The sequence below is a fragment of the Amaricoccus macauensis genome, assembly GCF_014201905.1.
Taxonomy (GTDB): domain Bacteria; phylum Pseudomonadota; class Alphaproteobacteria; order Rhodobacterales; family Rhodobacteraceae; genus Amaricoccus; species Amaricoccus macauensis.
In genome coordinates, this window is the sequence record NZ_JACHFM010000001.1 from 1,286,995 (window position 1) to 1,303,234 (window position 16,240).

A 16,240-nucleotide genomic window follows, 5' to 3' on the forward strand; every position below is an offset into this window, starting at 1 on the left:
CCTCTCAATCGGTGAACAAGCCCACCTTCATGTCGGTGGCTGTGTAAATGGTCTCACCGTCGGCCTTCATGATGCCGTTGGCGATGCCGAGCTTCAACTTGCGGTCGATGACGCGCGTAAATTCTACCGTGTACTCGACGAGCTTCACCTGCGGCGTAACCATGCCGGTGAACTTCACCTCGCCCACGCCAAGCGCCCGGCCGCGGCCGGTCATCCCGCGCCAGCCGAGGTTGAACCCGGTGAGCTGCCAGAGGGCGTCAAGCCCGAGGCAGCCGGGCATCACCGGGTCGCCGATGAAATGACAGCCGAAGAACCAGAGTTCGGGCTTGATGTCGAACTCGGCGACCACGTGGCCCTTGCCATGGGGTCCACCGTCGGCCGAGATCGACGTGATCCGGTCCATCATCAGCATGGGCGGAGCGGGAAGCTGCGGATTGCCGGGGCCGAACATCTCGCCACGGGCGCACTGCATCAGGCCGTCATAGTCAAAGCGGGTTGGGCGATCGGTCATCTGGGCTTTTTGTTCAAGGCCGGCTCCCTGCCGAACATCGCCGGACGTCTATCACCCACGCCGCGATCCGCGCAAGACCTGCACGGCCGCGGCGGAAAATGTCAAAGGTATCGTCCCGGACTGGCGGAGGACTGGAAATCCACCGGGTGTTCTGCTTATTTGCCAGATGATCGGAGGAAGCCCGCCATGATGCCAGCCAGGACCACAGACCGCGGACCCGCCCGGGCCAGGGCGACCTCGTGGCTGTCCAGCGGCGGCCTCAGGCCCACGCGGCAGCGTCTCTCCCTCGCCGAGCTCCTGATCGGCGACGGTCGCAACCGCCACGTCACGGCCGAGGGGCTGCATGCCGCCGCCGCCCGCCAGGATTCGCCCGTTTCGCTCGCCACCGTCTACAACACGCTCCGCGCCTTCTGCGAGGCCGGGCTGATGCACGAAGTGACCGTCGACGGCAGCCGCACCTATTTCGATACGCGTGTCGACGAGCATCCCCACTACTACTGGGAAGAGGACGGCCGCCTGACCGACGCGCCGAACGACGCGGTGAAGCTCATCGGGGAGGCGATCATTCCCGACGGTGCCGAGCTTGATCGCATCGACGTGGTGATCCGGCTGCGCCGAAAGGCCGACTGACCCGCAACTGTGCAAAACGGCACATGGCGACCCGTGCTGCGGTAACGCGCTGCTGATCCAGCGTTTTTCACCGCTCTTCCGCATTGCTGGCGGATCCCGGGAGGAGCGCCCGAGATTGACCCGCCTCCCGCCCACGCGGTAACGCGGTGAAGAGCGCGGCGCCCCGCCGCAGGAGCCAGGTCCCGTGCCGCAGATCCAGTTCCCCGATTTCATGGCCCTCACCGTCGGCCTCGTCGCCTATCTGATCGGCGAGGCAATCAACTACCGGGTGCCAATCCTGCGGCGGTTCAACGTCCCCGACGCGGTGACCGGCGGCCTGCTCGTCGCGCTGTTCTTCTTCGGGCTCCGCGAGGCGGGGCTGGTCGAGGTGTCCTTCGACACCCACACCCGGGACCTCCTGCTTCTCGTGTTCTTCACCGGGATCGGCCTCAATGCCCGCGTCGGAGACCTCCTCTCCGGCGGAAAGCCCCTCGGCATCCTCATCGTCGTGACCGCCGTGCTCCTGCTGGTGCAGAACATCGTCGGTCTCGGCGCCGCGTGGATTTCCGGGCTGCCGGTCGCCATGGGCGTCGTCTTCGGCTCCGCCTCGCTGCTTGGCGGCCATGGCACCGTCATCGCCTGGTCGCCCGAACTCGTCCAGCGCGGCCTCGAGGGCGGTCCCGAGATCGGCATCGCCATGGCCACGCTCGGCCTTGTCGCCGCCAGTGTCATCGGCGGACCGCTCGGTCGCATCCTGATCGGCCGCAACCACCTCGTCTCCACCGAGACCGACGTGAACCCGGTCGGCCTCGTGCCGGGCGACACGGTCGAGCCGATCACCCGCAATTCGCTGATGCGCACGCTCCTGTGGATCTTCGTCTGCATCATCCTCGGCTATCTGCTGCAACGCGGGGTGCTCGCCCTTGGCGTGATGCTGCCGCTCTTCGTGCCGTGCCTCATCGTCGGGATCGTCGTCGGCAATCTGGCGACGCTTGCCCCGTTCCTCCGACCGATCAGCCACACGCCCGCGCTGAGCCTCGTGTCCGAGTTCTCCCTCGGGGTCTTCCTCGCGATCTCGCTCATGGCCTTGCAGCTCTGGGCGCTCGCCGGCATGGCCGGCACGCTTGCCGCCGTTCTGCTGGTGCAGACGGTGATCGCCGTCGCCGTCGCCTGGTTCGTCGTCTTCCACCTGCTCGGTCGCGACTACCGGGCCGGGGTGATGAGCGCGGGCTATGCGAGCTTCGTCATCGGCGCGACGCCGACTGCCATCGCCACCATGACGGCGGTGACCAAGCAGTACGGTCCGTGCCAGACCGCCTTCATCGTCCTGCCGCTGGTGTCCGCAGTCTTCGTCGACCTTGCGAACGCCCTCGTCGTGCAGGGCTTCCTCCACCTATTCGCCGGCTGACCCAATGCCCGATCTCCTTCTCGAACTCTTCTCCGAAGAGATCCCCGCCCGCATGCAGGCCAAGGCCAGCGCCGATCTGCGCCGCCTCGTCACCGATGGCCTCGTGGAGCGCGGTCTCACCTACGCTCACGCCGCCGCCTTCGCGACGCCGCGCCGGCTGACGCTGGCGATCGAGGGCCTCGCCGAGGCCTCGCCGCGCCTCCGCGAGGAGCGCAAGGGGCCGCGCGCCGACGCGCCGGAAAAGGCGATCGAGGGCTTCCTGCGCTCGACCGGCCTCGCCCGCGACGCGCTGGAGACCCGGGCCGACAAGAAGGGCGACATCCTCGTCGCGGTGATCGACCGCCCCGGCCGTCCGGCGGCCGAGATCGTCGCCGAGACCGTCGAGGCGGTGATCCGCGACTTCCCCTGGGCGAAGTCCATGCGCTGGGGGTCGGGCTCGCTGCGCTGGGTGCGGCCGCTCCAGTCGATCCTCTGCATCCTCGTGCGCGAGAGCGGCGCCGAGGTGGTGCCGTTCGAGATCGAGGGCATCGTCGCGGGCGACGTGACCCGCGGCCACCGCTTCCATGCGCCGGAGCCCTTCGCCGTCACCTCGTTCGAGGACTACGCCGCGAAGCTCGAGCGCGCTCACGTGATGCTCGACCCGGCGCACCGCGCCGACCGGATCGAGCACGACGCCCGCCAGCTCGCCTTCGCGACCGGCCTCGAACTCGTCGAGGATCCGGGGCTGCTCGCCGAAAACGCCGGTCTCACCGAATGGCCGGTGACGCTCATGGGCCGCATCGAGGAGCGGTTCCGCGACCTGCCGCCGGAAGTGCTTCAGACCTCCATGCGCGAGAACCAGAAGTTCTTTTCCCTGCGCGAGCCCGGCGGCGCGATCACCGCCTATCTGCTGGTCGCGAACCGCGAGACCGCCGACAATGGCGCCACGATCCTCGCCGGCAACGCCCGGGTGCTGACCGCGCGCCTCGCCGATGCGGAATTCTTCTGGCAGAACGATCTGCGCACACCGCTCGGCGAGATGGCGGCGAAGCTCGACGCCGTGACCTTCCACAACCGGCTCGGCACGCAGGGGCAGCGCGTCGCCCGGATCGCCGCGCTTGCCCGCGAGCTTGCGCCGGCGGTCGGGGCCGATCCCGACCTCGCGGAGCGCGCGGCGACGCTCGCCAAGGCCGATCTCGCGAGCCAGGCGGTCTACGAGTTCCCCGAGTTGCAGGGCGCCATGGGGCGCTACTACGCCGAGCGCGCGGGGGAAGACCTTGCGGTCGCCGCCGCCGCCCCGGAGCATTACCAGCCGCTCGGCCCGTCGGACGCGGTGCCCACCGCGCCCATTTCCGTCGCCGTGGCGCTGGCCGACAAGCTCGACACACTGACCGGGTTCTGGGCGATCGACGAGAAGCCGACCGGGTCGAAGGATCCGTTCGCGCTGCGGCGCGCGGCGCTCGGGGTGATCCGCATCCTGCTCGAAGGCCATCGCCTGCGGCTGACGGACGCGCTGCTGGCGCCGATCCGGCGCAACCGGGCGGCCATGGCGGCGCTGGCGCCGGCCGGCGACGAAGTGCCCGATCTCTCCAGCGACCGGGTGGAGCGGGAGTGCGCGCTTGTCCTCGCGGGGGACTTGCTCGCCTTCCTCGCCGATCGTCTGAAGGTCTACCTGCGTGAGCAGGGCATCCGGCACGACGTGATCGACGCCTGCTTCCAGCTCGGCGGGCAGGACGATCTGGTGGTGCTCGTCGCGCGGGTTCAGGCGCTGCAGGGCTTCCTCGGGACCGAGGACGGCGCGAACCTGCTGGCGGGTTACAAGCGTGCGGTGAACATCCTCGGGCAGGAGGAGAAGAAGGACGGCGTCGAGTATTCGCTCGACCCGGACGTCCGCTTCGCCGAGACGGAGGAGGAACGCAGCCTCTTCGCTGCGCTCGACACTGCCGAGGCGGCGCTGGCGCCGGCGCTCGGGCGGGAGGACTTCGCAGGGGCGATGGCGGCGCTTGCGCGGCTCCGGGCGCCGATTGATGCGTTCTTCGAGACGACGGTGGTGAACGCCCCCTCGGCCACGGTGCGCCGGAACCGGCTCTGCCTGCTCAACCGCATCCGGGCGGTGATGAACCGGGTGGCGATCTTCGCGGCGGTCGAGGGCTGAGGCGGTTCGGCAGAGTAGCGCCACAGGGCTCATGCTTGCAGCACCCTGGCGCAGCGGCGACGGATCCGCTCCGGCGTGGAACTGGTTGAAACGGTGAAGAGCGACGGATTTGGCGAGTGACAAATCCGTCCGCGATCGCCCCTGCGGGGGCGTTTCCGCGCCCGCCGGGACGGCTCGACGCGCTTCGTCAGGCTCGCTGAAGGTCCGCCACCTGCGCTTCCCAATCGGCGCGGGGATCGGCGCCGGCGCGGGCCTTCCCGGCGCGGCGATACCAGTAGTCCGAGTTCGACCGGTCGCCCTCGATCCAGTGCAGCAGCGCGTGGACGCGGTCGTATGCGGCCACGCCCTCGCTCGCCTGGGCGATCTCGTGCGCCCGCTCCCATGCCGGCCCGACGGCGAAGCCGCCCTTCGCCACCCACCAGAGCGCCTGTTCCGGCGGCGTGAGCCCGGCCTCGGGCTCGTCGCGTTCGAGATCCATCAGAGCTCCACCTCCTCCATCACCTCCGGCGCCACCACGTTCACGCCGGGCAGGCCCGCGCGCAGCGGCTCGGCCGACTGCTCGAGCAGCGGGAAGGTCTTGTAGTGGCAGGGGATCACCGTCCTGAAGTTGAAGAACTTGCGCGCCGCGTAGGCCGCCCGCGCCATGTCCATGGTGAAATGCCCGCCAGCGCAGAGGATGCCGATCTCCGGGTGATGCAGATCCTCGAAGACGGCCATGTCGGCCATCACGTCGGTGTCGCCGGAGACGTAGATGGTGCGCCCCTCGCCGGCGATCATGAAGCCCGACTCGGTCCCGGCATAGACCGGGCCGTCCGGTCCGCCGAACGACGAGGAGTGCGTCGCCGAGACCATGGTCACCGCCACGTCGCCGAGCCTGACCGTGCCGCCCTTGTTGAAGCCCACGACGTCGATGCCGTGCTTCTCCTGCCAGTGGGTCATCAGGTCGTAGATGCCGACGACCGGCACGCCCTTCTCCTGAGCGATGGCGATCGTGTCGGCGATGTGGTCGAAATGCCCGTGGGTGATCAGGATGTGGGTGACGCCCTCGATCGCCTCGGCCCGGCGGCTCGCGTCGAAGAGCGGATTGCCGATCCAAGGGTCGATCAGCAGCACCTGATCGCCGATCTCCAGACGGAAGCCGGAATGGCCAAGCCAGCGAAGCTTCATCGCGCGGTCCCTTTCTCGAATGCCGTCCCGGACTTACCATCCCCGTCGGCCCGGCGAAACGCCTCATCGCCCGCGAATCGACGCAGGCCCGGCGCGCTGCCGCGAGCCTCGCGGACCGGCTGGAGCTTGCACGGGATCCGCCCGCGCGATAAAGCGCCACAAACCCTGAACCCGCCCGGCCGGAGACGACTGCCCCCATGTCGATCGACAAGGATACCGCGCGCCGCGTCGCGCATCTGGCGCGCATCGAGGTCGCCGAGACCGATCTCGAGCATCTTGCCGGTGAGCTCTCCGGCATTCTCGGCTTCATGGAGCAGCTGCGTGAAGTCGACGTCGAGGGCATCGAGCCGATGACCTCGGTCACGCCCATGGAGCTGCCGTGGCGCGAGGACGTGGTGACCGACGGCGGCAATGCCGAGCGGGTGCTCGCGAACGCCCCCGACGCCCGCGACGGGTTCTTTACCGTGCCGAAGGTGGTGGAATGACCGATCTTGCCTCTCTCACCATCGCCGACGCCCGCGACCGCCTGCGCTCCGGCGACATCGGCGCGGCCGAGCTGACCGACGCCTGTCTCGCAGCCTCCGAGGCAGCGGCGGCGCTCAATGCGGTCACCGCGCCCACGCCGGACCTCGCGCGCGCGCAGGCAGCGCGCGCGGCGGAGCGCCTGAAGGCGGGTGACGCGCCCGACCTCTGCGGCATCCCGCTCGGCATCAAGGATCTGTTCTGCGTCGACGGCGTGCAGAGTCAGGCCGCCTCGCGCATCCTCGAGGGCTTCCGCCCGCCCTACGAGAGCACGGTGACGACGAAGCTCTGGGAGGCGGGTGCCACCTGCATCGGCAAGCTCAACATGGACGAGTTCGCCATGGGGAGCTCGAACGAGTCCTCGGTCTATGGCCCGGCGATCAGCCCGTGGCGTGGCGAGGGCGACGCCGCGCTGACGCCCGGCGGCTCCTCCGGCGGCTCGGCGGCGGCGGTCGCGGCCGACCTCTGCCTTGCGGCGACGGGCACCGATACCGGCGGCTCGATACGCCAGCCAGCCGCCTTCACCGGCATCGTCGGGGTGAAGCCGACCTATGGCCGGGTGTCGCGCTGGGGGATCGTGGCCTTCGCCTCGTCGCTCGATCAGGCCGGCCCGATGACGAAGACCGTCCGCGACGCCGCGATCATGCTGAAGGCCATGTCCGGGCACGACGCGAAGGATTCCACCTCCGCGCCGCTCGCCGTCCCGGACTTCGAGGCCGCGCTGACCGGCGACCTGCGCGGCAAGAAGATCGGCCTGCCGCGCGAATATCGCGTCGATGGGATGCCGGCGGAGATCGAGGCGCTGTGGCAGACCGGCGCCGACATGCTGCGCGCCGCTGGTGCCGAGATCGTCGACATCTCGCTGCCGCACACGAAGTACGCGCTGCCGGCCTACTACGTCATTGCACCGGCCGAGGCGTCGTCGAACCTCGCGCGCTACGATGGCGTGCGCTACGGCCGCCGGGCGAAGATCGGCGCGAACGAGGGCATCACCGCGCTCTATGAGCGCACCCGTGCCGAGGGCTTCGGGCCGGAGGTGAAGCGGCGGATCATGATCGGCACCTACGTGCTCTCCGCCGGCTACTACGACGCGTACTATCTGCGGGCGCAGAAGGTCCGCACGCTGATCAAGCGCGACTTCGAGCAGGCGTTCGAGGCCGGGGTCGACGCGATCCTGACCCCCGCGACGCCGTCGGCCGCCTTCGGCATCGGCACGATGGCGGATGCCGATCCGGTGGAGATGTACCTCAACGACGTCTTCACGGTGACGGTGAACCTGGCCGGCCTGCCGGGCGCCGCGGTGCCCGCGGGCCTCTCGGCCACCGGGCTGCCGCTCGGGCTTCAGGTCATCGGCCGGCCGTGGGGTGAGGCAGAAATGCTTGATGTCGCGTTTGCGATCGAACAAGCGAGTGGATTTGCTGCAAAACCCGCGAAATGGTGGTAAGACCGCCGCAAAGCGAGCGGGCTTATTGCGAAAGGCGGGCTGTTCGATGCGGATTGTGGCGGTCTTCATGTGCGCGGCGCTCGCCGGCTGCGCGAGTTCGGTTTCTGTACCTGACGCGAACGTCACCGAGGTACCCCTGACCGGAACACCGTCGAGCTATGGCGCCCCCGATCTCGGCGGCGACCCGCTTCCCGTGGACCCGATGCTGCCGCCGGTCGGCGCGGGCGCACCCTCCGCCGACGGGACCGGGACCGCGCTCGATCAGGACCGCATCAACCTGATGCAGTGGACGCTCGAGCAGCAGAAGATCGACGCGGCCAAGGCCCAGACCGATCTCGACAACGCCCGGCGTCAGCTCGTGGTCTTCCAGCCGACCAACGTGCCCTCGGAGAACGGCGTCAATGTGGCGCTCTTTGCCCGGCAGACGACGAATCAGGTGGGCGAAAAGATCTACAGCCGCTCGTTCGCCGGCCGGGTATCGGGAATGGGCGCCTGTGGCCGGTACCGCTCCGACGACGAGGCGCAGCGCGCGTTCCTCGCCGCCGGGGGGCCGGATCGGGACTCCCTCGGCCTCGACGCGGACGGCGACGGCTTCGCGTGCAACTGGAACCCCGTCCCCTACCGCGCGCTCAACTGAGCGTCGGCGCTCGGGTGGAGCCTCGGGGCGTAGCCGGCGGCCAGAACGGCGCGCATGGAGCCCGGTGTGACCGCGATGACCGGCTGGCTGGCCGGTACGTCCGGTGCCGGGCGGTAGCCTTCGAAGCTCCAGGCGCGCACGCCGTCGGCGAGGCAGAGGCGAAAGCCGTCGCCCGCGCGAAAGATCGCCCCCGGCGGCAGCGCGCCGCGCCGCACGAGGTCCGGGGGTCCGAGGCGCTCGGCGTGCAGCACCCGGTCCATCTCGCCGGCGCGTGGTGGCGTGGTGAGGCCATTCGCGCGCGCCCAGGCGCCCGCGAAGGCGAGCGCATCGGCGCGGCGGCACTCGAAGCACGGGCGGTGGCCCGCCGCGAGCGCGGTCGCCTCGTCGAGGAAGAAGACTTCCGTGTAGCTCTCGCCCATCACCGTCCGATGTCGGTCGCGGAAGGCAAGGCGGCAGGCGATCCAGGCGCGGCTGCGCCAGCGCGACGCGGTGAGCGTGCCGTCCGGGCGGTGCAGGCGTCCGCCGCGGTTGCCCATGAGGGTGCCGCGCGCCGAAACGGCATGCAGGCCGCCGTCCGGCGCGACGCGGTTCCGGAGTGGCGAGGGGCGTGGCATTGGCGCTTGTCCTCCGCAGGCATCTCGTCCCTGGCGGGCATCAGGCCATGCGGCTGATCCGCCGGTCCAGCCCGAATTTCGGGCCACGCCGCGACGGGCTGACGCCGGAGCTGGTGGTGATCCATCATACGGCGATGCTGACCGGTGAGGCAGCCGTCGGACGGCTGGTCGATCCTGCCGCCGAGGTCTCGGCGCATTGGGTGATCGGCGAGGACGGCACGCTCTGGAGCCTCGTCGACGAGGCCGAGCGGGCGTGGCACGCGGGCGCGGGCAGCTGGCTCGGCCGGGGCGACGTGAACTCGCGCTCGATCGGGATCGAGCTGGCGAATGCCGGGCCGCTCACCGACTTTCCGCCGTTCCCCGAGCCGCAGATGGCGGCGCTGGAGGCCCTGCTCGACGGGATTCTCGGGCGCTGGGGCATCGGTGCGCGCGGCGTGATCGCCCATTCCGACATGGCGCCGGAGCGCAAGGCCGATCCCGGACCGGCGTTCGATTGGCGCAGACTCGCGCTCGGCGGCCGTGCGCTGTGGGTGGAGGAATGCGCGGCGCAGGGGGGCGAGACGGCCTTCGCCGCCGCGGCGGAGCGCTTCGGCTACCCCGTCACCGAGGCCGGCATGCCCGCCGTGCTCGCGGCCTTCCGGCTGCGCTTTCGTCCGTGGGTGACGGGGCCGCTCGCGCCGGTGGACGTTGGCACGATGCAGGCGCTGGCGGACCTGATCGTCTAGAGTTCGGCCAGCGCCTCCAACATCCCCGCGCGCCCCGGGGTCCTGGTGACGATGCGGTGCCCCGACACCAGCGGCGCGACGGCGGCGTCGCTGATGCCGACGAAGGTGACGCCCGTCAGATCGATCCCTGCCGCCTCGCGGGCGAGGATGCGGGCGGTGCGCGGCGAGAAGAGTGGCACGACCACGCCCTCACCCCGCGCCATGAGATCCTTCGCGGCGGACGAAAGCGGCCGCGCCACCTGCTCGTAGAGCTCCACCGCGCGCGCCGGGACGCCTTCGGCGGCGAGCGCGCCGATGAGGTCGCCGGCCGCATGACGGCCGCGCACGTGCAGGAGCGCCCCGTCGCCGGGCTTCCAGCTCGCGGCCCCGAGGGCGGCGAGCGCTACCACGTCCCCGTCGGCCGAGTGCGCGGTGAAGCCTGCTTCACGCGCCGCCGCCGCCGTCATCTCGCCGACGCAGAGTGCCGGCAGGCCGCGCTCGGGCGAGGCAGTGACGAAGGCCTCGACACCGTTCGCCGAACTGAAGACGAGCGCGCTCACCCCGTCGAGGTCGACCGGCGCGGGATGGAGCACGATCTCGAGCAGCGGCGCGACCACGACCGGCCCGAAGCGACCGGGCAGCAGCCGGGCAAGCTCGGCCGCGAACTCTGCGGACTGCGGCGCCGGTCGGGTGAGAAGCAGTGGCCGGCTCATGGCGCCACCCCTCGCGCGACAACGGCGGCGCCGATCTCCAGCGCGACGTCGGGCTGCATCGGGAACGGCGCCGAGAACGGCTCGGACGGGGTGAGGGCAATGCCGGTGTTCCAGCGTTGGCCCAGCGTCTCGATGATCCGCTGGCTGCGGTCGCCGTTCCACCAGAGCGCCACCACTTCCTCGCCAGCCGCCGGGGGCGCACCGGGCACGGTCGCGGAGACGATCGGCAAATCGGGGCGAACGAGCACGAGATTGCCGGCGAGCCACGCCGGTTCGGCGACGATGCGAGCGGCGCCCGGGTGGCGCGACGCGAGGTCGGCGGCGATGGCCGCGACCGGGGCGCCGGTGAGGCTCGGCTTGCCCGGCTTGCCATAGCGGAAATGCACCGTGAGGACGACGATGACCACCGCTGCGAGAACGGCAATCGTGCGAACGAGCGCCCGCGCGCCCCACGCACCGGTGACGCCGATCAGGGACACCGCCGCCAGCGGCGCCGCGAGATAGACCACCGGGGTGAGCCAGCGGTCCCGGAAGTCGGTCATGCCGCCGAGGGCGATGCCGATCGCCACGAGCGCGATGCCCGCGATGATCGTCCTGAGCAGCAGCCGGGCGAGCGGCGCGGCAGGCTCCGGGCGCAGGCCGGACAACGGCCGGTCGACCCGACGCCGCCCGAGGGCGAAGATGACGCCGAAGATCACCGCCGGAAGGCCGAGGAGGCTGGCGATGCCTTCCGCGAGGGAGGCCATACCCGACAGGATGGCGCCGCCGCCGGAGTCCGAGAGATTGAGCTTCGCGACCGAGCTGAAGGCGATCTCCGGATGTGCGAACGCCCACCATGTGGGCATGGCGATGACTGCCGCCGCGGCAAGGAGAGCGATGGCGAGTCCGCCGGGATGGAGCCGGGATCGCAGATCGGGCAAACTGGCGGTGGCGAGGAGGAGCGAGAACGGGACCAGCGCGAAGTTCACCTTCGAGAGCAGGCCGAGCCCCGCGAGCAGGCCGAACAGCAGCCAGCCGCCGCGGCGACCGGCAAGCGTGCAGGTCCAGAAGGCGAGCGTCGTGCCCGCCGCGAGGGTGACGACGAGGACCGAGTGGGTGAGGTCACGCTGGCTCTCCCACGAGATCTGCGGCAGCAGGAACAGGGTGAGCGCCGCCGGGCCGGCTATCCGCGCCGGGTACTCGCTCCGGAGCAGCCGGAAGACGGCGAGATAGATCGTCGCGAGCAGCAGGTTCTTCAGGAGCGCCAGCGAGAGCAGCGTGTCCGGGACAATCTGGAACGAGAGCCATTGCAACCAGGAATAGAGCGGCGGCTGCGAGCCATAGCCCCACGCCAGATGCCGGCTCCAGAGCAGCATCTCGGCCTCGTCGAGGGTGAGCGAGCCGGCGGCGAATCGGCGGAGCAGGACCTGCAGCGCGAAATAGGCGCAGATGACGAGCGGCCAGTTCAGTTCGGGCCAGCGGACACCGGTCACGGCAGCCGGCACCGGGCGCGCGGTGCCTGAAGCCGCGGCGCGCGATCCGGTGGCGACCGCCGCGAAACTGGTCCAGCGGGTGCCGTGCTCGCCTGGGCTGGTCAATCGGCACGCCTCCGCTCACCTCTCGGCATTCGGGATTAGCGCCCGGTCTTGCGGGCGGCAACCCCTGCTTCAGGCCAGTGGAAAGCCGCCCCGAGAGCTGCAGGCGCCCGCTCACCGTTGACGCCGCCGTGGCCCGGGGCCATTAACCGCGCTCCCGTGCCAGTTCCGGAGCATCTTTCCATGGCCGAAGCGAGCTTCGCCCCGCGCGTCTTTTCCGGCATCCAGCCGTCGGGCAACCTGACCCTCGGCAACTATCTCGGCGCGCTGCGGCGATGGGTCGAGATGCAGGACGAGGGCATCCCGACGGTCTATTGCGTCGTCGACCTGCACGCGATCACCGTCTGGCAGGATCCCGAGAAGCTCCGGAACGCGATCCGCGAGGTGGCCTCGGCGTTCCTCGCGATCGGCCTCGATCCGGCGCGCTCGATCCTCTTCAACCAGAGCCAGGTCTCGGGTCATGCCGAGCTCGCGTGGATGTTCAACTGCGTCGCCCGGATCGGCTGGATGTACCGGATGACCCAGTTCAAGGACAAGACGGCCGGCAAGAACGCCGAGAACTCGTCCCTCGGGCTGCTCGCCTATCCCTCGCTGATGGCGGCGGACATCCTGCTCTACCACGCGACCCACGTGCCGGTCGGCGAGGACCAGAAGCAGCACATCGAGCTGACCCGCGACATCGCGGCGAAGTTCAACCACGACTACGGCGTCGACTTCTTCCCGATGACCGAGCCGGTGATCGAGGGCGTCGCCACCAAGGTCATGTCGCTTCGGGATGGCAACAAGAAGATGTCGAAGTCCGATCCCTCGGACATGAGCCGGATCAACCTGACCGACGACGCGGACGCGATCGCGGCGAAGATCCGCAAGGCGCGCACCGACCCCGAGCCGCTGCCGGAGACGGTGGAAGGGCTTGCCGGTCGGGCGGAGGCGACGAACCTCGTCAACATCTACGCCGCCCTCGCGGGCACCAGCGCCGAGGCGGTGGTGACGGAATATGCCGGTCAGCCGTTCTCGGTCTTCAAGCCGGCGCTCGCCGATCTCGCGGTGGCGCATCTCGGGCCGATCACCGGGCAGATGCAGCGCTACATGGCCGATCCCGCCGAGATCGACCGCATCCTTGGCGCGGGCGCGGAGAAGGCGGCGGCGATCGCCGACCCGATCCTCGCGCGGACCAAGGAGATCATCGGGCTCATATCGAGCCGCGGATGAGGGAACGGGTCAGGACGGCCGCTCGCGTCGTCCTGACCTGCCTGCTCGTCCTGTCGCTCGGCCTGACGGGCTGGCGCCTCTACCGCCTGGCGAGCGATCCGCTCGCCAGCGTCGTCGCCGAGCGGACCGGCGAGGCGATCGAGGCGCGCCTCGAGACGCTGATGGCCCGGGAGGCCACGCCCGAGCGGATCGCGGCCCGGCTCGGGGAGCTTCTGGCGGAGACCCCGCGCGACTGGGCGCGGATCGACGCCCTGACCGAGCTTGCGGAGGCGCGCGAGGTTGTCCTGCCCGAGGCGGTCGTGGCGGCGCTCGCCGTGGCCGATGCGGCGGATCGCAGCTTTCTGGACCGGGCGGCGGACTGCGCCGTCTGCATGTGGGATGCCACGCGCTGCGATCTCGTGCTCGTCTTCGCCTGCCGCGCGCCGATCGAGGTGACGCCGATCGGCGACGCCGCCTCGGTGATCCGCGAGGGGCTGCACTACCAGCGCGGCGAGGACGTGGACGAGATCGACCTGACGCTCTCGGTCGTCGGGCTCGGCGCGGTCGCGATCGCGCCGCTGGTCGGAGGGAGTTCGCTGACGCTGAAGCTCGGCGCCGGGCTGACGCGCACCGCCTGGCGGGCGGGCGCGCTCGCGCCGCGGATCGTCGCCGACGGACGGCGGCTCGCGGGCCGGGCGATCGACTGGTCAAAGCTCGCCGACACCACCCCGCTGCGCTTCGCGGACGATCTGACGGCGGCGATGCGGCCCCGGGCGATCAGGCCGATCGCGGCGTTCGCGGGCTCGGTCGGGCGCATGACGAAGGCGGTCGGGCCGCAGCGGGCGCTCGTGCTGCTGCGCGAGGCGAAGAACCCCGCGGAGGTGCGACGCATCGCCGCGGTCGCGGAGGCCGGCGGGCGCGGGACACCGGGCGTCGTCGTCCTCGCCGGGGCGGGAAAGGTGTCGAAGCTCGCGGTCCGCTGGTCTGACGAATTCTACTGGCTCGCGTCGTCGCTGGTCTCGCTGGTCCTCTGCATCGTCGGGCTGGTGCTCGGGACGGTCAAGGCATTGCTCCTGCGACTGTTGCGCCGGGCGGCGACGCCTTCGCGCCGCCGGTTGCCCTGAGCTTATCCCCTGGCAAGTTCCACGGCGATCCGCGCGGCGAGGCGGGCGTTGTTGCGCACGAGGGCGATGTTGGCGGCGAGGGCGCGGCCCTCGGTGCCGCGGCCGATTTCCGAGAGGAGGAACGGCGTCACGGCCTTTGCGGCGATCCCCTCGCGCTCGGCCATGGCCAGCGCGGCGGTGATGTGCGGCGCGATCTCGGCGGCGGGGATCTCGGCGTCCCTCGGGATCGGGTTCGCCACCAGCTGGCCGCCCGGCAGGCCGAGGCGGGCGCGCATCCGGTGCGCCCGCGCGATCGCGCCGGCGTCGTCGAGGCGCAGGGGGGCGTCGAGCCCGCTCTCGCGCGACCAGAACGCCGGAAGCGCGTCCTGACCGAAGGCGATGACCGGCACGCCCATGGTCTCGAGGACTTCGAGAGTCTTCGCCAGGTCGAGGATCGCCTTCGCGCCGCTCGCGACCACGGTCACCGGGGTCTGGGCGAGTTCCGAGAGGTCGGCGGAGACGTCGAAACTCGTCTCGGCGCCGCGATGGACGCCGCCGATGCCGCCGGTCGCGAAGACCTCGATCCCCGCGAGCCGGGCGCAAATCATCGTGGCGGCGACCGTCGTCGCCCCGGTCCAGCCCTCGGAGAGCGCCACCGCGAGATCGGCGCGCGAGAGCTTGCGGACGTCCGTTGCCGAGGCGAGGGCGTCGAGTTCGCCCGCGTCGAGCCCGACGCGGATGCGCCCAGCCGTGACGGCGATCGTCGCGGGCACCGCGCCCGCGGCGCGGACCTCGGCCTCCACGGCGCGGGCGGTCTCGACGTTCGCCGGGAACGGCATCCCGTGGGTGATGATGGTCGATTCGAGCGCGACGATCGGTGCGCCCGCGGCACGGGCGGCGGCGACGTCAGCGGAGAAGGCGAGTGGCGGCGCGATCATCGTGGGGTGGCTCCGGCTGGGCTCTGGTCGGGACATGCGGGGATGTGTCGGCTGGGGGCCGGTCGGGCGATGTGGCGCGCGGCAGCGGCGAGCGCAAGGCCGAGGGCCTGCTCTGGCCCGAGACCTTCGGCCCGGGCGGCGAGATGGCGCGCGACGAAGCGGTCTCCCGCCCCGGTCACGCTGCCGCCCGCGAGGGGTGCGGGCGCGAGCGTCACGGTCTCGTCCGCGCCGGCGAAGGTGGCGGGTGCGGCACCGTCGGTCACGACGGCGCTCACGGCCCCGAGGCCGAGAAGCGCCAGCGCCGCGGCACGGCTGCCGGGGAGCGGCCGTCCGGCCAGCGCCTCGGCCTCGGCCCGGTTGGCGTAGAGCGTGACTTCGCGGCGGCTGAGGATCGGGCCGAGCCGCGCGGCCTTGGCGGGGCTCGCCGGCACCAGCGCCAGCGCCGCACCGGCGAGTCCGGGATGATGCGCGGCGCGCGCGAGCACGTCCGCCGGAAGGTTGCCGTCAAGCACCACGGTGCCGCGCCACGGCATCGCCAGCGGACCGCCGTCGAGCCCGGCAAGCAGCGAGAGACCGGCGCGCTCCAGCCCGGCGCAATCCGCGACGGCGGCATGGAGCGCGCCCGAGCCGGTCTCGATCGCCACGTAGGCGTCGGTGTCGCCCGCCTGCCGCAGCATCCCGCTCAGGCCGATCCCGGCGGCGGCGATCACCGCGGCGAGCGCGTCACCCGCCGGATCGCGGCCCAGCGCCGCGACGAGTTCCACCGGCTGCCCGGCATCGGCCAACCCGAGGGCGAGGTTGAGCGCCACCCCGCCCGGTCGGGGCTCCACCCGCCCGGGCACGTCGGCCCCGGGCGTGAGGTGCCCGGCTGCCCGGGCGATGATATCCCAATGCGCGGCGCCGATGACGAGGAACGCAGGCTGCATGACGCCTCTCTGGCCGTGGCGGCGGGCACCACGCCGGCACTCTGG

Annotated in this window: 17 protein-coding genes; 9 read left to right on the forward strand and 8 right to left on the reverse strand. The window is 71.1% G+C overall.

Translation table 11 applies throughout. The features are described from left to right. Positions 1-4 precede the first annotated feature (4 nt). On the reverse strand, positions 5-511 hold the full coding sequence (gene fabA / locus HNP73_RS06210; protein WP_184147714.1) for a bifunctional 3-hydroxydecanoyl-ACP dehydratase/trans-2-decenoyl-ACP isomerase: 507 nt from the start codon (positions 509-511) through the stop codon (positions 5-7). A 189-nt stretch (positions 512-700) separates the two neighbouring features. Here fabA and irrA point away from each other — a divergent pair, with 189 nt between their 5' ends. The 3 genes from irrA to glyS all read left to right on the forward strand — a co-directional run bounded on the left by irrA (position 701) and on the right by glyS (position 4,662). Next, entirely contained in the window at positions 701-1,141 is a 441-nt protein-coding gene (irrA, locus tag HNP73_RS06215) for an iron response transcriptional regulator IrrA (protein WP_184148059.1), read from the forward strand. 184 nt (positions 1,142-1,325) lie between these two features. Next, positions 1,326-2,528, forward strand: a complete 1,203-nt coding sequence (gltS, locus tag HNP73_RS06220) for a sodium/glutamate symporter (RefSeq protein ID WP_343063207.1) — start codon at positions 1,326-1,328, stop codon at positions 2,526-2,528. Between the two features lie 4 nt (positions 2,529-2,532). After that, entirely contained in the window at positions 2,533-4,662 is a 2,130-nt protein-coding gene (gene glyS, locus HNP73_RS06225; protein ID WP_184147715.1) for a glycine--tRNA ligase subunit beta, read from the forward strand. Between the two features lie 187 nt (positions 4,663-4,849). Here glyS and HNP73_RS06230 read toward each other — a convergent pair whose 3' ends face one another. Both HNP73_RS06230 and HNP73_RS06235 read right to left on the reverse strand, forming a co-directional pair. Next, complete coding sequence (locus HNP73_RS06230) at positions 4,850-5,140, reverse strand: hypothetical protein (protein WP_184147716.1); 291 nt, start codon at positions 5,138-5,140, stop codon at positions 4,850-4,852. Further along, positions 5,140-5,829: a metal-dependent hydrolase gene (locus HNP73_RS06235; RefSeq protein ID WP_184147717.1), complete on the reverse strand. Its 690-nt coding sequence runs from the start codon at positions 5,827-5,829 to the stop codon at positions 5,140-5,142. Before HNP73_RS06235 ends, HNP73_RS06230 begins: the two co-directional genes overlap by 1 nt. A 197-nt stretch (positions 5,830-6,026) precedes the next feature. Here HNP73_RS06235 and gatC point away from each other — a divergent pair, with 197 nt between their 5' ends. The 3 genes from gatC to HNP73_RS06250 are packed head-to-tail and all read left to right on the forward strand — an operon-like array spanning position 6,027 to position 8,432. Beyond that, positions 6,027-6,314, forward strand: coding sequence for an Asp-tRNA(Asn)/Glu-tRNA(Gln) amidotransferase subunit GatC (gene gatC / locus HNP73_RS06240; protein WP_184147718.1), 288 nt, complete (start codon positions 6,027-6,029; stop codon positions 6,312-6,314). Continuing rightward, positions 6,311-7,795 carry an Asp-tRNA(Asn)/Glu-tRNA(Gln) amidotransferase subunit GatA gene (gene gatA, locus HNP73_RS06245; RefSeq protein WP_184147719.1) on the forward strand — a complete coding sequence of 495 codons (1,485 nt, stop codon included), beginning with the start codon at positions 6,311-6,313 and terminating at the stop codon, positions 7,793-7,795. Before gatC ends, gatA begins: the two co-directional genes overlap by 4 nt. 46 nt (positions 7,796-7,841) lie before the next feature. After that, positions 7,842-8,432, forward strand: coding sequence for a hypothetical protein (locus tag HNP73_RS06250; RefSeq protein ID WP_184147720.1), 591 nt, complete (start codon positions 7,842-7,844; stop codon positions 8,430-8,432). Here HNP73_RS06250 and HNP73_RS06255 read toward each other — a convergent pair. After that, positions 8,414-9,046 (reverse strand): hypothetical protein, encoded by a 633-nt coding sequence (locus tag HNP73_RS06255; protein ID WP_184147721.1) that lies wholly within the window; start codon positions 9,044-9,046, stop codon positions 8,414-8,416. The two genes, HNP73_RS06250 and HNP73_RS06255, sit on opposite strands and share 19 nt — an antisense overlap. A gap of 47 nt (positions 9,047-9,093) precedes the next feature. Here HNP73_RS06255 and HNP73_RS06260 point away from each other — a divergent pair, with 47 nt between their 5' ends. Continuing rightward, complete coding sequence (locus tag HNP73_RS06260) at positions 9,094-9,771, forward strand: N-acetylmuramoyl-L-alanine amidase (RefSeq protein WP_184148061.1); 678 nt, start codon at positions 9,094-9,096, stop codon at positions 9,769-9,771. Here HNP73_RS06260 and HNP73_RS06265 read toward each other — a convergent pair. Then, on the reverse strand, positions 9,768-10,463 hold the full coding sequence (locus HNP73_RS06265) for a uroporphyrinogen-III synthase (protein WP_184147722.1): 696 nt from the start codon (positions 10,461-10,463) through the stop codon (positions 9,768-9,770). The two genes, HNP73_RS06260 and HNP73_RS06265, sit on opposite strands and share 4 nt — an antisense overlap. Beyond that, complete coding sequence (locus tag HNP73_RS06270; protein WP_184147723.1) at positions 10,460-12,040, reverse strand: glycosyltransferase family 39 protein; 1,581 nt, start codon at positions 12,038-12,040, stop codon at positions 10,460-10,462. The genes HNP73_RS06265 and HNP73_RS06270 overlap by 4 nt, the downstream gene beginning before the upstream one ends. 180 nt (positions 12,041-12,220) lie before the next feature. Between HNP73_RS06270 and trpS the strand changes: the two genes are divergently transcribed. Continuing rightward, entirely contained in the window at positions 12,221-13,249 is a 1,029-nt protein-coding gene (gene trpS / locus HNP73_RS06275) for a tryptophan--tRNA ligase (RefSeq protein ID WP_184147724.1), read from the forward strand. Continuing rightward, positions 13,246-14,352 (forward strand): hypothetical protein, encoded by a 1,107-nt coding sequence (locus HNP73_RS06280; protein ID WP_184147725.1) that lies wholly within the window; start codon positions 13,246-13,248, stop codon positions 14,350-14,352. The genes trpS and HNP73_RS06280 overlap by 4 nt, the downstream gene beginning before the upstream one ends. Before the next feature lie 2 nt (positions 14,353-14,354). Here the strand turns inward: HNP73_RS06280 and HNP73_RS06285 are convergent, their stop codons facing one another. After that, positions 14,355-15,269, reverse strand: a complete 915-nt coding sequence (locus HNP73_RS06285; RefSeq protein WP_184147726.1) for a pseudouridine-5'-phosphate glycosidase — start codon at positions 15,267-15,269, stop codon at positions 14,355-14,357. After that, the gene (locus HNP73_RS06290; protein ID WP_184147727.1) at positions 15,266-16,195 is read right to left on the reverse strand and encodes a PfkB family carbohydrate kinase; all 930 of its coding nucleotides are present in this window, start codon (positions 16,193-16,195) and stop codon (positions 15,266-15,268) included. The genes HNP73_RS06285 and HNP73_RS06290 overlap by 4 nt, the downstream gene beginning before the upstream one ends. Positions 16,196-16,240 lie beyond the last annotated feature (45 nt).

What these genes read in the sequence shown, in the direction of transcription:
- HNP73_RS06250 (WP_184147720.1), top strand. Translation starts at nt 7,842, where the DNA reads ATGCGGATTGTGGCGGTCTTCATGTGCGCGGCGCTCGCCGGCTGCGCG.
- HNP73_RS06280 (WP_184147725.1), top strand. Translation starts at nt 13,246, where the DNA reads ATGAGGGAACGGGTCAGGACGGCCGCTCGCGTCGTCCTGACCTGCCTG.
- HNP73_RS06235 (WP_184147717.1), bottom strand. Translation starts at nt 5,829, where the DNA reads ATGAAGCTTCGCTGGCTTGGCCATTCCGGCTTCCGTCTGGAGATCGGC.
- glyS (WP_184147715.1), top strand. Translation starts at nt 2,533, where the DNA reads ATGCCCGATCTCCTTCTCGAACTCTTCTCCGAAGAGATCCCCGCCCGC.
- HNP73_RS06255 (WP_184147721.1), bottom strand. Translation starts at nt 9,046, where the DNA reads ATGCCACGCCCCTCGCCACTCCGGAACCGCGTCGCGCCGGACGGCGGC.
- HNP73_RS06285 (WP_184147726.1), bottom strand. Translation starts at nt 15,269, where the DNA reads ATGATCGCGCCGCCACTCGCCTTCTCCGCTGACGTCGCCGCCGCCCGT.
- irrA (WP_184148059.1), top strand. Translation starts at nt 701, where the DNA reads ATGCCAGCCAGGACCACAGACCGCGGACCCGCCCGGGCCAGGGCGACC.
- HNP73_RS06290 (WP_184147727.1), bottom strand. Translation starts at nt 16,195, where the DNA reads ATGCAGCCTGCGTTCCTCGTCATCGGCGCCGCGCATTGGGATATCATC.
- gatA (WP_184147719.1), top strand. Translation starts at nt 6,311, where the DNA reads ATGACCGATCTTGCCTCTCTCACCATCGCCGACGCCCGCGACCGCCTG.
- HNP73_RS06230 (WP_184147716.1), bottom strand. Translation starts at nt 5,140, where the DNA reads ATGGATCTCGAACGCGACGAGCCCGAGGCCGGGCTCACGCCGCCGGAA.
- HNP73_RS06265 (WP_184147722.1), bottom strand. Translation starts at nt 10,463, where the DNA reads ATGAGCCGGCCACTGCTTCTCACCCGACCGGCGCCGCAGTCCGCAGAG.
- trpS (WP_184147724.1), top strand. Translation starts at nt 12,221, where the DNA reads ATGGCCGAAGCGAGCTTCGCCCCGCGCGTCTTTTCCGGCATCCAGCCG.
- fabA (WP_184147714.1), bottom strand. Translation starts at nt 511, where the DNA reads ATGACCGATCGCCCAACCCGCTTTGACTATGACGGCCTGATGCAGTGC.
- gatC (WP_184147718.1), top strand. Translation starts at nt 6,027, where the DNA reads ATGTCGATCGACAAGGATACCGCGCGCCGCGTCGCGCATCTGGCGCGC.
- HNP73_RS06260 (WP_184148061.1), top strand. Translation starts at nt 9,094, where the DNA reads ATGCGGCTGATCCGCCGGTCCAGCCCGAATTTCGGGCCACGCCGCGAC.